This window comes from Aliirhizobium cellulosilyticum (genome assembly GCF_014198105.1).
Classification (GTDB): domain Bacteria; phylum Pseudomonadota; class Alphaproteobacteria; order Rhizobiales; family Rhizobiaceae; genus Neorhizobium; species Neorhizobium cellulosilyticum.
In genome coordinates, this window is the sequence record NZ_JACIGW010000003.1 from 520233 (window position 1) to 533963 (window position 13731).

General features: G+C 59.4%; 12 protein-coding genes and 1 pseudogene. 8 read left to right on the forward strand and 5 right to left on the reverse strand.

Translation table 11 applies throughout. The features are described 5' to 3' along the window. Window positions 1-30: 30 nt before the first annotated feature. The 3 genes and pseudogenes from nadA to nadC all read left to right on the forward strand — a co-directional run bounded on the left by nadA (window position 31) and on the right by nadC (window position 3412). Entirely contained in the window at window positions 31-1002 is a 972-nt protein-coding gene (nadA, locus tag GGE33_RS16820) for a quinolinate synthase NadA (protein ID WP_183825301.1), read from the forward strand. Continuing rightward, window positions 999-2551, forward strand: a pseudogene (locus GGE33_RS16825) (L-aspartate oxidase). Before nadA ends, GGE33_RS16825 begins: the two are co-directional and overlap by 4 nt. A 15-nt stretch (window positions 2552-2566) precedes the next feature. Beyond that, the gene (gene nadC / locus GGE33_RS16830) at window positions 2567-3412 is read left to right on the forward strand and encodes a carboxylating nicotinate-nucleotide diphosphorylase (protein ID WP_183825304.1); all 846 of its coding nucleotides are present in this window, start codon (window positions 2567-2569) and stop codon (window positions 3410-3412) included. Window positions 3413-3641: 229 nt separating this feature from the next. Here the strand turns inward: nadC and GGE33_RS16835 are convergent, their stop codons facing one another. From GGE33_RS16835 to GGE33_RS16850, 4 genes are all read right to left on the reverse strand, one after another. Beyond that, the gene (locus GGE33_RS16835; protein WP_183825307.1) at window positions 3642-4841 is read right to left on the reverse strand and encodes an OFA family MFS transporter; all 1200 of its coding nucleotides are present in this window, start codon (window positions 4839-4841) and stop codon (window positions 3642-3644) included. Between the two features lie 101 nt (window positions 4842-4942). Further along, entirely contained in the window at window positions 4943-5680 is a 738-nt protein-coding gene (locus tag GGE33_RS16840; protein WP_183825311.1) for a LytR/AlgR family response regulator transcription factor, read from the reverse strand. Beyond that, on the reverse strand, window positions 5677-7332 hold the full coding sequence (locus tag GGE33_RS16845) for a LytS/YhcK type 5TM receptor domain-containing protein (RefSeq protein ID WP_183825314.1): 1656 nt from the start codon (window positions 7330-7332) through the stop codon (window positions 5677-5679). Before GGE33_RS16845 ends, GGE33_RS16840 begins: the two co-directional genes overlap by 4 nt. 105 nt (window positions 7333-7437) lie before the next feature. After that, the gene (locus GGE33_RS16850) at window positions 7438-8067 is read right to left on the reverse strand and encodes a GntR family transcriptional regulator (RefSeq protein WP_183825317.1); all 630 of its coding nucleotides are present in this window, start codon (window positions 8065-8067) and stop codon (window positions 7438-7440) included. A 113-nt stretch (window positions 8068-8180) separates the two neighbouring features. Here GGE33_RS16850 and GGE33_RS16855 point away from each other — a divergent pair, with 113 nt between their 5' ends. From GGE33_RS16855 to GGE33_RS16875, 5 genes are read left to right on the forward strand one after another with little or no spacing between them, the layout of a single operon-like run. Further along, window positions 8181-9608: a M20 family metallopeptidase gene (locus tag GGE33_RS16855; protein WP_183825320.1), complete on the forward strand. Its 1428-nt coding sequence runs from the start codon at window positions 8181-8183 to the stop codon at window positions 9606-9608. Further along, complete coding sequence (locus tag GGE33_RS16860; RefSeq protein WP_183825323.1) at window positions 9605-10324, forward strand: ABC transporter permease; 720 nt, start codon at window positions 9605-9607, stop codon at window positions 10322-10324. The genes GGE33_RS16855 and GGE33_RS16860 overlap by 4 nt, the downstream gene beginning before the upstream one ends. Beyond that, window positions 10324-11046 (forward strand): ABC transporter permease, encoded by a 723-nt coding sequence (locus GGE33_RS16865; RefSeq protein ID WP_183825326.1) that lies wholly within the window; start codon window positions 10324-10326, stop codon window positions 11044-11046. Before GGE33_RS16860 ends, GGE33_RS16865 begins: the two co-directional genes overlap by 1 nt. Beyond that, window positions 11043-11822 (forward strand): ABC transporter ATP-binding protein, encoded by a 780-nt coding sequence (locus GGE33_RS16870; protein WP_394353650.1) that lies wholly within the window; start codon window positions 11043-11045, stop codon window positions 11820-11822. The genes GGE33_RS16865 and GGE33_RS16870 overlap by 4 nt, the downstream gene beginning before the upstream one ends. Window positions 11823-11859: 37 nt before the next feature. Then, window positions 11860-12705 carry a transporter substrate-binding domain-containing protein gene (locus GGE33_RS16875; RefSeq protein WP_183825329.1) on the forward strand — a complete coding sequence of 282 codons (846 nt, stop codon included), beginning with the start codon at window positions 11860-11862 and terminating at the stop codon, window positions 12703-12705. A 122-nt stretch (window positions 12706-12827) separates the two neighbouring features. Here GGE33_RS16875 and GGE33_RS16880 read toward each other — a convergent pair whose 3' ends face one another. After that, on the reverse strand, window positions 12828-13670 hold the full coding sequence (locus GGE33_RS16880) for a D-hexose-6-phosphate mutarotase (protein WP_183825333.1): 843 nt from the start codon (window positions 13668-13670) through the stop codon (window positions 12828-12830). Window positions 13671-13731: the final 61 nt, after the last annotated feature.

Here is a 13731-nt window from a genome sequence, read left to right on the forward strand (position 1 = left end):
ACTCAAACTGAGTATTAACGGAGGCTATCGATGAATTCGCCGATTTCCATGTCGTCGCTCTATGAGCGCGTTCGCAGAGTCATGCCTGAAGCGGAGTGGTTGTCGCACCAGAAAGACGTTGAAGCGATCCTCGAGTTGAAACGAAGCCGTAATGCGGTAATCCTCGCACATAATTATCAGACACCGGAAATCTTCCATGGCGTTGCCGATATCGTTGGCGACAGTCTGGCGCTCGCTCGCAAGGCAATCGATGTAGAGGCAGACGTCATCGTTCTGGCCGGCGTTCATTTCATGGCGGAAACCGCAAAGCTGCTCAACCCGAAAAAAACCGTGCTCATCCCGGACATGGGCGCCGGCTGTTCGCTGGCAGAATCCATCACGCCGGAAGACGTGGCGCTTCTGCGTCAGGCCCATCCCGGCGTGCCGGTCATCACCTATGTCAACACGTCGGCGGCCGTCAAAGCGGCATCGGATATATGCTGCACGTCAGGCAATGCAAAGAAGGTTGTAGAATCCCTCGGTGTGTCGAAAGTCCTGATGATCCCGGATGAATATCTGGCACAAAACGTGGCCCGCGAGACAGATGTCGAGATCATAGCCTGGCACGGCCATTGCGAAGTGCATGAGCTTTTTACCTCCCAGGATGTACGCGACCTGCGTGATGCGCATCCCGGCATCACCATTCTGGCGCATCCCGAATGTCCGCCTGACGTGGTGGCTGCAGCTGATTTTGCTGGCTCCACGGCTGTCATGTCGGACTATGTCGGAGCCAGGAGCCCGGCGCGCGTCGTTCTTCTGACGGAGTGCTCGATGAGCGACAACGTCGCGGTCGACCATCCAGGCGTGGAATTCATCAGACCCTGCAACCTCTGCCCGCATATGAAGCGCATCACGCTCTCCAATATCCGCCAGGCGTTGGAAGAAAATCGCCACGAAGTGACGGTCGATCCCGCCGTGGCAGCAGACGCACGGCTTGCTGTCGAAAGGATGCTGGCGATATGATGGAGTATCTCGATCGCTTCGCCAGCCATGTCGTGGTGGTCGGCAGCGGACTTGCGGGGTTGGTCACAGCGTTGACGCTGGCGCCGCAGCCGGTTCTGCTCCTGACACGGGCGGCACTGGGGGCCGAAAGCTCCAGCGCATGGGCGCAAGGCGGCATCGCCGCAAGCCTTGGCGATGACGACAGCGTCGGCCTGCATCTAGCAGACACGCTGGCAGCAGGCGACGGATTGTGTGACGCCGACGTCGCGGCTGCGATCCTCGCAGACGCACCGGCCGCGATGGCATCGCTTGAGAGTTTCGGCGTGCAGTTCGACCGGAGCCCGGACGGAGCCTATTTGCTTGGACTGGAGGCTGCACATTCACGGCATCGCATCGCGCATGTCGCCGGCGACGGATCGGGAGCCGCTATTGTGCACGCCCTCGTGGAGAAGGTTAGCCGCACGCCATCGATCACAGTCATGGAAGGCATCGAAGTCCGCCGCTTGCTGAAGACAGATGATGTGTTGTCCGGTCTTATCTGCGCAAGCCGATCGGGGCCTCTCGTCATTCCTGCAACGCGGATCGTTCTCGCCACGGGCGGACTTGGCGGTCTTTACGAAACGACCACGACCCCGAGCGGCAATTACGGGCAAGGCATCATGCTCGCCGCCCGTGCTGGCGCCAAGCTTGCCGACATGGAATTCGTACAATTCCATCCAACCGCGCTCGACGCCGCCAACTGGTCCGCCGGGCGGCCGCTGGCACTTGTCAGCGAGGCGGTGCGTGGCGAGGGCGCTATTCTTGTCAATGACAGGACGAGCGTTTTCTGGCCGATCAACCGGGGGCCGAGCTTGCCCCACGCGATGTCGTTGCCAGAGCTATCAGCGCCGAAATTGCCAAAGGCGGCCGGGTGTTCCTCGATGCGAGAGAGGCTTTGGGGCAAGGCTTTGCCAACCGTTTCCCGAGAATAACGCTTCTATGCCGAGAAGCCGGTGTTAACCCGTTGCGAGAGCGCATTCCCGTTCGGCCTGCCGTTCACTATCACATGGGCGGCATCGCAACCGATCTTCAAGGACGCAGCACTCTCGATGGCCTCTGGGTTGTCGGCGAGGCCGCCTCGACCGGCCTGCATGGCGCAAACCGCCTAGCCAGCAACTCGCTTCTTGAAGCCGCGGTCATGGGCATGAACGCCGCCCGCGATATCCTTGCGAGGCCAAGGTCAATGGCCCCGATATGCAACGCGATCGAGCTGCCGGTATCATCGGATCTTTCGTTTGTACGACCCATCGTCTCTCGCAGTCTCGGTGTGCTGCGCAATTCACAGACGATGAGATCTGCGATCGGAAGCCTGCTGCCATTGGCGGAAAAGGATGGGGCGGCGGCAGATCCCGCTCTTGTCGCTATTTCCATCGCCGTTTTCGCATTAATGCGGGAAGAGTCACGTGGCGCCCATGCCCGAACCGATTACCCGCTCAGCCTTCCGGACGCTCGGCGCCAAAGAATGACACTCAGCGCAGTGCTGGCCGCCGCGCGCCAAATGGCGCCCCTATCCCTCATTCACAGTGCTTAAAGAGCGACATACGAGATGATTGCAACGCTTCCCCGGATCGTTATCGAACCCACAGTACGCAACGCCCTAATCGAGGACTTGGGACTTGCCGGCGATATTACGTCAGCAGCTGTTATTCCCGTAGGACATCGCTCACGCCTTGCAATGGTCAGTCGCAACCCAGGCGTGATTGCCGGTCTCGATGCCGCCGAGCTTGCGTTTCAACTCATAGATCCGGCGGTTGGCATGGTTCGCCATATGGAGGACGGTTCTGTGGTGAAGCCCGGCGATGTGATCGCCACCATCGAAGGGCCTTCCCGCGCCTTGCTGACCGGCGAACGTACTGCACTGAACTTTCTCGGCCACCTCTCCGGTATAGCGACCGTGACAGCGAGCATCGTGTCAGCCATATCAGGCAGCAAAGCGTCGGTCGTCTGCACCCGCAAGACGACACCGGGATTAAGGTCGCTCGAAAAATACGCAGTACGAGCCGGGGGCGGCATGAACCATCGTTTCGCGCTGAACGATGCGGTTCTCATCAAGGACAATCATATCGCGATTGCCGGCGGCATTGCTGAAGCTATCCGGCGCGCGAAGGCGAGCGTTGGGCACATGGTCAAGATAGAAATCGAGGTTGATACGCTCGATCAGCTGCAAGACGCCATGCAGATCGGGGTAGATGCCGTCCTGCTCGACAACATGACGCCGGTCCAATTGCGTCAGGCGGTCGATCTCGTCGCCGGTCGGGCGATTACCGAGGCTTCCGGCAATATCAATCCGACGACAGCAGCTGAAATCGCCGCCTCCGGCGTGGATCTGCTCTCAGTCGGCTGGATCACCCATAGCGCACAGGTGCTGGATATCGGATTGGACTACATTTAGAGCGCAATATGCCTCGACGATATTAAGTTTGCCGTCCGAACGCCGCACAAGAAACCCGACAAGACGCCCACCCTCAAGGCGATCGGGCCAGAGCGTTGACCGGCCATCTACAGCTGCATATTTGCAAAGCCTCGCCAATGGCGAGGCTTTGAAGCGTTGGCTGCACGCGGCCAGTTAGATGGCTTCAGATATCACGAAGTGAAGACATATCTGAAGGATTTATCGACGTTCAATGTACGGTCGCGGTCTTTGCGTGATGCGACCGGCTTGGCCAAAGGCTGATCGAGCACAGAAGCGAGGCGAACAGCAGCAGCAGCGACAGGTAGAATGTCGGAAGGAAGCCGCCGAGGGCGAAGGAAACGATCGAGCCGACGACACTGCCGATGCCGAAGCCCAGATAGATCAGGCCGTAGTTACGGGCGAGGTTGGTCAAGCCGAAGAAGTCGCTGACGAGGCCGGGATAGACGGTGATCGTTCCGCCGAACGAGAAGGCAACGCAGGCGACCGCGAAGAAGAACGAATATTCATTCAGCGGCACGAAAAGCAGCATGGCCATGCCGGTCAGGGCGCAGGCAAGCGCGATACTGATGATGTGGATACGGGCAATCTTGTCCGACAAGATGCCGAGAACGAGCCTGCCCAGCAGGTTGGCGGCAGCGATGATGGCGACGGTATCGGCTGCAACCGAAGTCGACAGGCCGACGTAACGCTCACCGACATCCTTTGCGACACCGATCAGGTATAGGCCGCTCATGCAGACGGTGAGGAACATCAAGGCAAGCAGCCAGTATCTTGGCTGACTGACGGCTTCCGCCAGCGTATAGTCCCTGGCTCCGGCACCGGCTGTCTGAGCACGGGCTTGCGGAGCTTCGCTGATGAGCAGCGCGCCACCGACAACCAGCACCAAGGCGGCAATCGCCCACAGGCCGAAGGCGTTGTCCATGCCGAAACGGTTGATCAACTCGAGGTTCAGGTATTTGAAGCCGAGACTGCCGAGACCATAGGCGCCGATCGAAAATGCCGAAGCCAAGCCCTTGCGCTCGGGGAACCATTTGACGCAATTCGACAGGGTGAGCAGATAGCCGGCACCGTCAGCCGCGCCGACCAGAATGCCGCCATAGATATAGAGCAGCGCAAGATTGCTTGCCGTCGAGGTCAGATAAAGGCCAAGGCCAAGCGCAAGGCCGGCGGTGATTGCGACGCTGCGAAGCCCGAACTTCTCCTGCAGTTTGCCCGAGAGCGACGAGCCGAAGGCAAGTGCCAGGCTCAGCAGACCGAAGGTGAACGCAACCTGGGTAAGCGGCTGCGAAAGCTTGGCTGAAAGTCCCTCGTTGAACAGGCTCCATGTGTAGACCGAACCGAGGCCGAACTGGCACAAAATGGTGCCGACAAGTGTGAAATAACGCTTTGAATTGGAAAGAGCGGTCATCCGCGTTTCCTCCTTTATGAATATGGAGGAAACCTAGGCCGCTCTTTATTCCGCCTGTTCGAAAAAGGCGTGAACTGCACGATCGGTGGAATGAATGGCAGTCAGAGCTGCATGAGTTGCTTGAACTCTTTCAAATGAGACCGGCTGACCGGAATTTCGACATCATCGAAATTGTGCAGCTTGATGACATAGGTACCATTGAACCACGGTGAGATCTCGCGGATCTTGGACGTGTTGATGCACCAGGAGCGATGGCAGCGGAAGAATGTGTCTGCCGGCAGTTTTTCGGCGAAATCGCCGATACTGGTCGGAATGACGAAATGCCCTTTGACGGTATGTACATAGGTCAGCTTCTCGTCGGCACGGGCGTAATAGATAAGGTCCGCCGGCAGCACGAGGATACTGTCCTTGCGCGGAATGTTGACCGTGCGCTTGGCTGCGGTAACCGGCTGGGGTGCCGGCTCCGCCGCTGCTGCCGGGGCCGGTTGATTTTCCAGCTTCTTCAGCGTGTTGGCGACACGCTGCTCATTGAAGGGCTTCAGGATATAATCGAACACTTCGAGCTCGAAGGCTTCGGCCGCATGTTCCTTGTAAGCCGTGACGATGACGATCTTGGGCGGATTGCTCTGCTTGTGAAGGCTGCGCGCCAGCGTCATTCCGTCGATCGACGGAATGTTGATGTCGAGAAACACGACGTCGAGATCATGTTCCTGCATATAGCGCAGGGCAGCAAGGCCATCTTCCTGCGTTGCCACGACCTCGATGGAACTGTGGTTCTCGATCAGCCATTTCAACTCGTCCCGCGCCAGATATTCGTCTTCAACGATCAGGGCCTTCATGCGGCTTCCTTGTTTTCGAGCGGCAGATCGAAGCTCACGGACGTACCCGGTTCAAGCCTCTGGATCGTCAACCCCTGGCCATGCAGCAGCTTCAGGCGCTCATTCACGTTCATCAGACCGATCCGGTCGCGCACGGCCTCGCCATTGGCAACCGCTTCGATGACTTCGGGATCGATACCTTTGCCCGTATCGCGAATGGTGACATTGACCCGATCGGTAAGGCGCTTCACCGCGATATGGACTTCGCCCGGCTTCGGCTGTGACTGGATGCCGTGCAGGATGGCGTTTTCGACCAGCGGCTGAAGTGAGAGGCTTGGGATCTCGACATTCACGTCATCAACATCAAACGTGACCGTCAATTTTGGCCCGAAACGCGCCTGCTCGATCGCCACATAGTCCTGCACCTGCCGCAACTCGTCCTTTATGTCGATCATGCCGTCGCTGAGCGAGAGGTTCTGGCGCAGATAATCCGCCAGCTTGGCAATCACCTGCCGCGCCTCGTCAGGGCGAAGCCTTACAAGAGACGAGATGGCGTTGAGCGCATTGAAAAGGAAATGCGGATTGATCTTGCTCTGGAGCGCGCGGAATTCCGCCTTTGCCGCCATCTCGCGCAAAGCTTTTACGCGTGACAGTTCCATCTGCGTCGAGATCAGCTGTGAGAGACCGACGCCGAGTTCACGCAGTGAATCCGTGATCATGTCCGGCTTGGCGAAGAAGATCTTCAGCGTGCCGGTGACAAGGCCGTTCTCGCGCAGCGGCACGATCGCCACGGAACGGAAATCCGCCGCCGGATAACGATGCAGGTTGTTGTCGATGGTGATCCGGTCATTGCGGATGGCATCGGCCGTCAGCCCACTCAGATGCTTGTGCTTTTTCTCGTCGTAATATTCGTGACCGATACCGACATAGGCAAGTACATGGTCGCGGTCGGTGATCGCCACCGCGTCCGCCCCCAGGCATTCGTGAATCACGCCGCAGACCTTTGCGAAAGTATCATCCTGCACGTTCTGGAAAAACGGCAGGGTTCGGTTGGCGATGATGAGTGCAAGCTTTGCCTCATGGGCTGCCGTCAGTTCCTTTTCATCCTCGATGTCCTGAATGCGCTTGATGATCATCCCGGTGCACATCGAGCCGATGATCATCGGCCAGGCGATTTCCGCGACGATCGCGCTGCCGACACCAACGGGAGCCAGAAGCAGGATGAGCAGCATGGTCAGACATTCGCAGGCCATGCCGGCAAGGCTGCCGGTCAGCCAAAGCCACCTGCGGCGACCGCGATAGTGGATAACGGTCGATAGAAGCCCGGCGCAGATGCTGCTGATCAGGCAGGCGGTTGCCGACGGGCCGTGGATGTCGATCAGGAAACGGTGCAGGCCGGAAATGATGCCTGCGGGGATGCCGACCCACGGCCCAAATAGAATACCGCCGGACATGATGGCGATGGTGCGGACGTTGACGAGCGCGCCTTCGACCGGAATGCCCATATAGGTGCCGCCGACCGCAAAGCCGGAAAACAGTGCGGACAGAAAGGCAAGTTCAAGCCCGCTGAGCCTGCCTTTCCAGAGCACGTTCTTGAAAAGGCGCGTGCGTCCGAGAAAGAACAGCACCATCAGCATCAGCGCTGCGCGTTCGAAAAGAGCAAGTAGAATCATAATGAACCGAAAAACGAGCGAGTGAACCGAATCTCGGCCGCTCTGAATGGGTCGGATTGAGAAACTGATGGGATTGTGCGACTTTTGAGCAGGAATTGAAACTGGCTATTTCTGCCGGATATGCCGCTCGACGAGCGTCTTCAGCCGCATCTCGTCCTTCCCTTCGATCGCATCGACCATCTCGTGGTGTTCCGCAGCCGAAACCTCGATCCTCGATCGCGTATGCCACTGCGACACCGGGGCAGAGGACGTACGCTGCCGCAGTTCCGCAATCACGCTGTGCAGTTCCACGTTTCCGGCAAGATCGACATAGGCGCGGTGAAAAGCGAGGTTTGCCTCGTAAAGCTCGAGCACCGTGCCCGAAAGAAGCAGGCCCTGAAACCGGTTCGCCAGATCTCTGAGACCCGCGATATCCGCCGTCGTCGCATGTGCAATGACCTTAGCGGCAATACCGGTCTCCAGCATGATGCGGATCTCGGCGATATCGTCCCACTGCTTTCCATCACTCAGATAGACATGATAGCCGCGATTGGGGACATGTTCGACAACCCGTTTGAGGGCGAGACGATCGAGTGCGCGGCGAATTTCGTTGCGGCCACGGCCATAACGGGTCTCGAGGTCGATCTGCTTGAGCCAGGTTCCGGGCCCATATATGCCGGACTGAATATCCTGCAGGATCAACTGGGTCGCATCCCGCTCTCCATCCACTTCGGTAATCGTCTGGGAACCCGTCATCACCACTCTCGAAGCCCGCATACCTGCTCAATAAATAATCAAAAAGAAATGTTGCGCAAATGTTATTCCGTAAATAGGATTGGTACCAATTTTGTCAACAAAAGACCGATAGCATGAAAAACTCCGACGCCGTCTGGGAAATGATCGACAGCAAGACGCCCGATTATGCCCGCCTCGCCGACCAGGTATGGGACACACCAGAGGTGAATTACGAGGAATTTTCTTCCAGTGAAGCGCATGCGGCACAGCTTGAGGCGGAAGGCTTTCGCATCACCCGCAATGTCGCAGGCATGCCGACAGCGGTGATGGGCGAAGCGGGCGAAGGCGGTCCGGTCATTGCCATCCTTGGCGAATACGACGCCCTTCCCGGCCTTAGCCAGGAAGCCGGTCTCGCCGAAGAGCGCCCGCTGGTCGCCGGCGGTCACGGCCATGGCTGCGGGCATAACCTGCTTGGTTCCGGCTCCCTGCTCGCGGCAGCCGCCGTCAAGGATTACCTCGCCGCCAACAACCTGCCCGGCCGTATCCGTTATTATGGCTGCCCGGCGGAAGAAGGCGGCTCCTCGAAGGGCTTCATGGTTCGCGCCGGCGTATTCGATGATGTCGATATCGCCATCTGCTGGCATCCGGCCGCTTTCGTCGGCGTCAACAATCCAGTTTCGCTCGCCTGCAACGAGCTGAATTTCCATTTTTCCGGCCGCGCATCGCATGCGGCTGCCACGCCCCACCTCGGACGCTCCGCTCTCGATGCTGTCGAGCTGATGAATGTCGGCGTCAATTATCTGCGCGAACACATGCCGTCGAGCGCACGCATTCACTACGCCGTCACGGATACTGGCGGCCATGCCCCGAACGTCGTCCAGGCCCGTGCCACGGTCCGTTATCTGGTGCGCGCCCGTGATCTGCCCGACCTCCTCGAACTCGTTGATCGCGTCAAGGATGTGGCAGCCGGTGCTGCCCTGATGACCGGTACGACAGTCAGAAGCGAAATCATCAGCGGTGACGCCAACCTCGTCGGCAACACGCCGCTCGAAACCCTGATGCACGGCCATATCGAGCGCATCGGCCTGCCGGATTTCGACGACGCCGACCGCGCCAAGGCTGCCGAATTCCAGAAGACCTTCACACCGGCAGACATCAAGTCGTCCTTCCAGCGTTTCGGCCTCAAGCCCCGCCCCGGCGTATCGCTCTGCGACGTGATCTTCCCGCCGGAAAGCGGCGATACATCGATCGTCGGCTCGACCGATGTCGGCACCGTCAGCTGGGTGGTTCCGACCGTTCAGGTGCGCGGTGCCACTTACGCGATCGGCACGCCCGGCCATTCCTGGCAGCTGGTCGCACAGGGCAAGCTGCCGGCAGCCCATAAAGGTATGGCTCATGCCGCCAAGGTCATGGCCTCGACGGCTGCGGATCTTTTCGCAAATCCCGAACGGATTGCCGAGGCAAAGGCTGATTTCGCCTACCGCCTCGAAGGCACGCCCTTCGTCAACCCGATCCCGGATGACGTCGATCCTCCGATCCCGCTCGTCCAGGATGCCGCATGACACAGCCCACCTTTCTCGATCTGATCGGCAGCGGGCCGGACGGCTGGGGACCGGCGCTTGCCGCCGGTGCGATGATGACGATCCTGATCGCGCTCGCAGGCTATGCCATCGGCATGGTCTTCGGCGCGCTTGGCGCATGGGCAAAGATCGCCGGCGGACCGGTTGCACGCGGCGTTGCCGGCACCTACACCACAGTGCTGCGCGGCATTCCTGATCTGCTCGTCATCTACCTCTTCTATTTCGGCGGCAGCACGGTCATCTCCGCCTTCGGCCATCTCTTCGGCGCAACGGGCTTCATCAGCTTTCCCGGCTTTCTCGCCGGTGCACTCGCCGTCGGCGTCACCTCCGGCGCCCAGCAGACGGAAGTGTTTCGCGGCGCCTACAAGGCCGTCCATGCCGGCGAGCTTGAAGCGGCGATTGCCTGCGGCATGCCTCCCTTCCTGCGCTTTCGCCGCATCATCGCGCCGCTGACCTTGCGCTACGCCCTGCCCGGCATGGGCAATGTCTGGCAGATCGTGCTGAAGGAATCCGCCCTCGTGTCGATCACCGGCGTTGTCGAATTGCTGCGTCAGTCGCAGATTGGTGCCGGCTCCACCGGTCGCCCCTTCGACTTCTATTTCATCGCCGCCATGATCTATCTCGCCATCTCGACCCTGTCGGGCGCGCTGCTGCAGTTCAGCGAAAAGCGGTTCACCCGCGGTATCCGGAGGGGCTGATGGATTTCGTGTTTCTCTCCGAGACGTTTGTCACGCTGATCTCGGCCATTCCGACGACGCTGCAACTGGCTGCAACGTCGGTGGCATTGGGAACGGTTCTCGCGCTCGGCCTGGCGCTCTGCCGCCTTTCCGGCATTGCGCCGCTCGACTGGTTTGCGCGCGCCTATATTTTCGTCTTCCGCGGCACGCCGCTGCTCGTGCAGATCTTCCTGATCTATTACGGCCTCAGCCAGTTCCGCGGCGTGCGCCGCAGCATGTTCTGGTTCATCCTGCGCGATCCCTACTGGTGCGCGATCATCGCGCTGATGCTGTGCACCGCCGCCTATTCCGCCGAAATCATCCGCGGCGGCCTGCTGTCCGTACCGCATGGCCAGGTGGAAGCCGGCCGCGCCTGCGGAATGTCACGTTTTCTGGTGTTCCGCCGCATCGTCATGCCGCTGGCAATCCGCCAGTCGCTGCCGGCCTATTCCAACGAGATCATCTCCATGGTCAAGGCGACCTCGCTCGCCTCGATCATCACCATCATGGAAGTGACGGGCGTTGCCGCGAAGCTGATTTCCGAAACCTACCGGGCGATCGAAGTCTTTATCGTTGCAGGCGCGATCTATCTCGCCATCAATTTCCTGCTCACCCGCATCGTCGTCCTGATCGAATATCGCCTGAGCCCGCATTTGCGACAAGCGCCCAGCCTTCAGCCCGTTGCGGCAGGAGAAATGAAATGACCGCAATGACACCCAATACTACACCTGCGATCGAGGTCCGCGGACTGCGCAAGAGCTTCGGCCCGGTCGAAGTGCTGAAAGGCATAGACCTGACCGCGCATGAAGGCGAAGTCATCTCCATTCTCGGTTCGTCCGGTTCCGGCAAATCGACCATGCTTCGCTGCATCAACATGCTGGAAACGCCTGATGCCGGCGATATCAGCGTGGCCGGCGAAAAAATCGGTCTCAAGCGCGATGCGAAGGGCCACGGGCATATTGTCGACCGTCGGCAGGTCGAACGCATCCGCTCCGAACTCGGCATGGTGTTCCAGAGCTTCAATCTCTGGTCCTACAAGACGGTGATCGAGAACATCATCGAGGCGCCGATCCATGTGCAAAAACGGCCGAAGGCGGATGTGATCGCCGAAGCCGAAGCGCTGCTCGAAAAGGTCGGCATTGCCGACAAGCGCAATCATTATCCCTCGCATCTTTCCGGCGGCCAGCAGCAGCGTGCGGCAATTGCACGGGCGCTCGCCATGCGCCCCAAGGTCATGCTGTTCGACGAACCGACATCGGCGCTCGACCCGGAACTGGTCGGCGAGGTCCTGCGTGTCATGCGCTCGCTTGCCGACGAGGGCCGCACGATGCTGGTCGTCACCCACGAAATGGGCTTTGCCCGCGACGTGTCCAGCCGGGTGATCTTCCTCCATCAGGGCGCCATCGAGGAACAGGGCAGCCCGGAGGAAATGTTCACCAACGCGCAGTCGGAGCGCTTCCGCAAATTCATCAGCGCCTGAGACCAATTCATACCCAACAAGGAGACGGGGAACGACAATGAAAATCTTCAAGACACTGGCTGCCGGCATGTTCGCGGCGATGACGCTTGCGCCCGGCGCATTCGCGCAGGAAAAGACGGAAATCACCATCGCCACCGAAGGTGCATTTCCTCCCTATAACCTTACCCGCCCGGATGGCACGCTGGACGGGTACGATGTCGAGCTGGCGCACTATCTGTGCGATCACATGAAGATCAAGTGCACCATCGTTGCCCAGGCTTTCGACGGCATGATCCCCGCGCTTAACGCCGGCAAGTTCGACGCCATCATGGCCGGCATGTCCGCCACCGAAAAGCGCAAGGAGGTCATCGACTTCTCGATGTCCTACGGCAGCACCGGCCAGGCTTTCGCCGTGCTGAAGGACAGCGACCTTTCCAACATGCCGCTGAAGGACGCGCTTTATTCGCTCTCCAGCAATGAAGAAGGCGCACGCAAGGCCGTCGAAGAGCTGAAGCCGCTTTTGAAGGGCAAGATCATCGGCGTGCAGACCGCCTCGATCGCGTCGCGCTTCATCGACGAATATCTCAAGGACACCGTCGAAAAGCGCGAATACAAGACCACCGAACAGCATGACCTCGACCTGATCGCCGGCCGCGTCGACGTGATCATGGCGTCGATGGGTTATCTGAAGACCGCCGTCGAAAAGCCGACCAACAGCGATATCGAAATCGTCGGCCCGCGCTTCCAGGGCGGCTTCCTCGGCGCCGGCAGCTCGGTCGGCCTGCGCAAGAGCGACATGGCTCTGAAGGCCAAGTTCGACGAAGCAATCACCGCCGCCAAGGCTGACGGCACGCTGAAGGCCTTGTCGATGAAGTGGTTCGGCTTCGACCTGACCCCGCAATAATTCTGCGATCGAGGGGCAGGCGCCGCTGAAAGCGCGGCGCCTGCCCCTCGCGAAAGTTTTTCTTACCGATATTAAGGACGGTAATCACACTACGAATGATCGCCTGCGACGCATTCCGGAATTTATCGATCGCCTTGAATATCTTCCATTTTCTGGACCCCGCGCCACGTTGCGCCAGGAGCAAGAGAGATAGGCGCGTCAATAGCCGCAGCCTCGATGCAGACAAAATGCCGCCAGGCATCATCGGGCAGATCGGCGATGGTGGCGCAACGTTCCGGGCCTGGATTCCACACCACGGTATCGGGCATGCCCTGCGTAGAAATCCGTAACTGACGAGCGCCCTCTTCGAGGGTGAGCGCCCCCGTGGTGTTGTAATAAATGCGATCGAGCGGGCGGTCGATCAGCAGTCGCGCGCTCGTCTCAGTATCGATGACATTTTCCTTTAGCTTGTCCAGATAGCGGACATTCTGCAAGCCGGCGATGGCTACGTTCGCGATCTCCGTCACCCGGAAGTAGGTGTGGAGCGCTGCGGTAAAGGAGAAAACCTCGGCCCCTGTATTCGATACCGAAAACGCGATCTCCAGGCTGTGATCCGCAACTGTCACTTGAAGTTCAGCTTGGAAAGCGTGCGGCCACAGCGCGCGAGTCTCGTCTGTATCGCGAAGCTGTAACCGCACAATCTCGGTGCCATCTGCACCACCCGGAACCGGCGTCCAGATCTGGTTGCGGAAGAAACCGTGCAGCGGCAGATCGCCGAGGGTGGAGAATTGCGGAAAGCAGATTGGCACGCCGCCACGCACCGCGCTACCCGGAAAAAAATCGGCCAGCTCCGACAGATAGATGTTTTCCGTACCTTTCGCAGACTGCCAGGAAGCCAGTTGAGCGCCATGATGCAGAACGGCGGCCGCCGCGCCTCCCGCTGTCGCCAGGTACGATTTCGAGGGAGCTGGTTGAAATGAATTCATGATGTCTTTCTCTTCCCATGGAGCCGCGCCAGGCGACGTTGTCATTTTTGTACAGCAGACG